This is a genomic window from Mesorhizobium sp. M5C.F.Ca.IN.020.29.1.1 (assembly GCF_003997375.1).
In the GTDB taxonomy this organism is placed as follows: Bacteria; Pseudomonadota; Alphaproteobacteria; order Rhizobiales; family Rhizobiaceae; genus Mesorhizobium; species Mesorhizobium wenxiniae.
This window is the reverse complement of record NZ_RZSW01000691.1, coordinates 1-2,652: the sequence shown is the minus strand read 5'-3', so window position 1 is coordinate 2,652 and position 2,652 is coordinate 1. Positions and strand designations below refer to the sequence as shown.

Annotated in this window: 1 protein-coding gene and 2 pseudogenes; all 3 read left to right on the top strand. The window is 58.6% G+C overall.

Annotated elements, in window-relative coordinates; all coding sequences use genetic code 11:
• Nucleotides 1-321 (top strand): annotated as a pseudogene (locus EOA85_RS37840) (ABC transporter substrate-binding protein); the annotation flags it as partial.
• 280 nt (nucleotides 322-601) lie between these two features.
• The gene (locus EOA85_RS32160; RefSeq protein WP_164760024.1) at nucleotides 602-1,756 is read left to right on the top strand and encodes a serine hydrolase; all 1,155 of its coding nucleotides are present in this window, start codon (nucleotides 602-604) and stop codon (nucleotides 1,754-1,756) included.
• Nucleotides 1,757-2,396: 640 nt separating this feature from the next.
• Nucleotides 2,397-2,652, top strand: a pseudogene (locus tag EOA85_RS38300) (maturase); the annotation flags it as partial.

Here is a 2,652-nt window from a genome sequence, read left to right as displayed (position 1 = left end):
GAGGCCATCGAGTTGGTAAAGTTCTTGGCTTCGGCTGAAGTGCAGAAGGACGCCGCGCTTCAGCTTGGAGACATGCCTACCATCCCATCGCTCTTTGACGATCCGGACGTAGTTGCTGCCCAGCCTTTTATGCCTATGATGAAAGGGGTAATTCACGGCGGAGCTAAACTCCCTTCGGCGGTTCTTAAGACTAAGTGGAACGAGGCGAACACCTACTTCTATACCGCCGTCAATGATACGCTCTCGGGAAAAGGGACAGCTGCCGAAAACTTAGAAGAACTTGAGGCAAAGTTGACCGACTTGAAGGGAAGTGGTTGGTAAACTTGGGTGAGAGCGGTTGAAGATGAGCTAACGAACATCTGCAATCGTCGCCTACGATGGCGGCTATCATGGCCGCCTCGTTGGATGGCAAATCCCGACACGATGGTCCCTGCGATACTAGTCGTTCAGGTCTCGTAGAGCACACCATTTGTGGCGCTTCTCATCCTCGGGGCCCATGAAAATCCCCCTACTAAGTATGCAGATGGAGGTATAGGAATTTTCTTGCGCCCATAAGCCTCTAAGAATGTCGAGAGGCTATGAAAATAAGAGGAAATTGAGTATGAAAGGACGTAACAAGGACGCCGCGTCCCTGCCTCCGGTTAGCGGCGGAGCGTTCTGGAATCCAGACGAGCAAGTCTTCGGCTATCGCGAGATCAAGAAGATCGCTCGGCACCATGTGGTGCAACGCGGGGAGCACGTTCACGCGCTGCCGGTGGCTGTCCAGCAGATCTCGGCCCAGTGGACCTGGAACGGCCAGGCCATGGACGTGGATCGCTATATGGAGGCCGCGCGCACCTCGGGCGTCATCGTACTCAAGCACGGCCAAGTGATCTTGGAGCGTTACAACCTCGGGCGTACGGAAAAGGACATCTGGCTATGCAATTCCGTCTCCAAGTCGGTGACTTCGATGCTGGTCGGCGCTGCGATCCAGGATGGCGCCATCAAAAGTATGGATGATCTAGTCACCGACTATATTCATGAGCTCAAAGGCAGCGCTTACGAGGGCGTGACCATCCGCCAGCTTATGACCATGACCTCGGGCGTGAAGTACAGCGTGGAAGATGACATGGACCCTCGCTCAGACGTGTACTCCTTGTGGTACCCGGTGCTCGAGTCTGACGTCAGTCCAGTCGTCTCGTACATGCGCCGCATGCCCAGAGCGGATCAGCCGGGCACCAAGTACAATTACAGTACTGCCGACACCCACCTGGCCGGGATCTTGGTCTCAAATGCGGTCGGCAAGTTGCTCTCAGAGTACCTTTCGGAGAAGCTCTGGCAGCCCTACGGGATGGAGGAGGACGCGGTCTGGACGGTGGATGCGGCAGGCTACGAGCACGCCGGCGGCGGCCTCGCCATGAGCCTGCGCGACTTAGCCCGCTTCGGACAGTTCATGATGGAAGGCGGCAAGGCGGGCGGCGTCCAGGTGCTGCCGCCAGACTGGTTGGCGGAGGCGACCAGTGCTCAAGTGATCTTCCCCTCCAGATCTGATCGGTATGATCGGATTGGCTATGGGTATTTCTGGTATATCTCCAATGACGGCTACGATCACAGTGGATTCGCTGGCCAGCGGATCCTCGTCTATCCGAATAACAAGGTGGTGATTGCCATCCACTCCGCCTGGCTCAACGAAAACCAGCTCAACCGCCCCGAGTACGTGCAGATGCAGAAGGCCTTCGTCGAGGCCCTACACGCTTCGGCCGTGGCGCACCGCTGAAGATCGTCTTGGTTAGCTATACCGCTATACCATGCAGGACCAGCCATTATTGGCGGGATGAACAGTCGTGGCCACGCCGCTAAACATAAGAATTCCGCGGAGACGAAAATGCGCCAAGATCGATGCGGATAGGAGCGCCGGTACAAACCGGCAAGGAGTAGATGGTGAAAGTCCATCACGATGAAGGAGTAGCGATCCACATTGGCCCCGAGGCGCGGGCAGCCGTGAGGCTGTGCGCGAAGCGTTGACAGGGGAGCATGCAGGCCAGCCATTGCGAAACAGATCTTATCCCGGGTGCCGACGCCATCTATCCAGCGGAAGGCAATACGGAAGGGTGCGATATCGCAAGTGCCTGCCCGACCCGGCGTGGTCGTAGACCCTGGCATGCATGGACGCTCCTTGCGCGGGAACCGGGAGACCTCGTGATTGGCCAGCATGGCGTGCCATGGCTGGTCCGCATCGGGAAGGCGAGGAGCCGTAGCCGGTGACGAACGGTCACGAGGGGTCTGATTCCGCCATAGTAGCGAGTAACCCTGCGAACAAGGCCGGCCTGCCGGCTACGGAGCAGGAGGAGCGAAGGGCGGGAACCAAGGGGAATGCGGACCAGCAAAGCACGCGCCGGGCGCAGGACCGGGCAAGTGTGTCCCATGCGCTGGACCGCATACGGCAAGCCGCAAGGCAAAGGAAGAAGGAGAAGTTCACCGCGCTCTTCCACCACATCAACCCGGAAATGCTGAGGACGGCGTTCTACGCGCTCAAGCGTGACGCGGCCCCCGGCGTGGACGGGCAGACTTGGCGAACCTACGAAGGAGGCCTCGATCAACTGATCGCGGACCTGCACGGTCGGGTTCAACGGGGAGCGTACCGGGCCCTTCCGTCACGGCGGACGTATATAC

Excerpts from the sequence above, each read along its gene's own strand:
- EOA85_RS32160 (WP_164760024.1), top strand. The coding sequence starts at position 602 with ATGAAAGGACGTAACAAGGACGCCGCGTCCCTGCCTCCGGTTAGCGGC.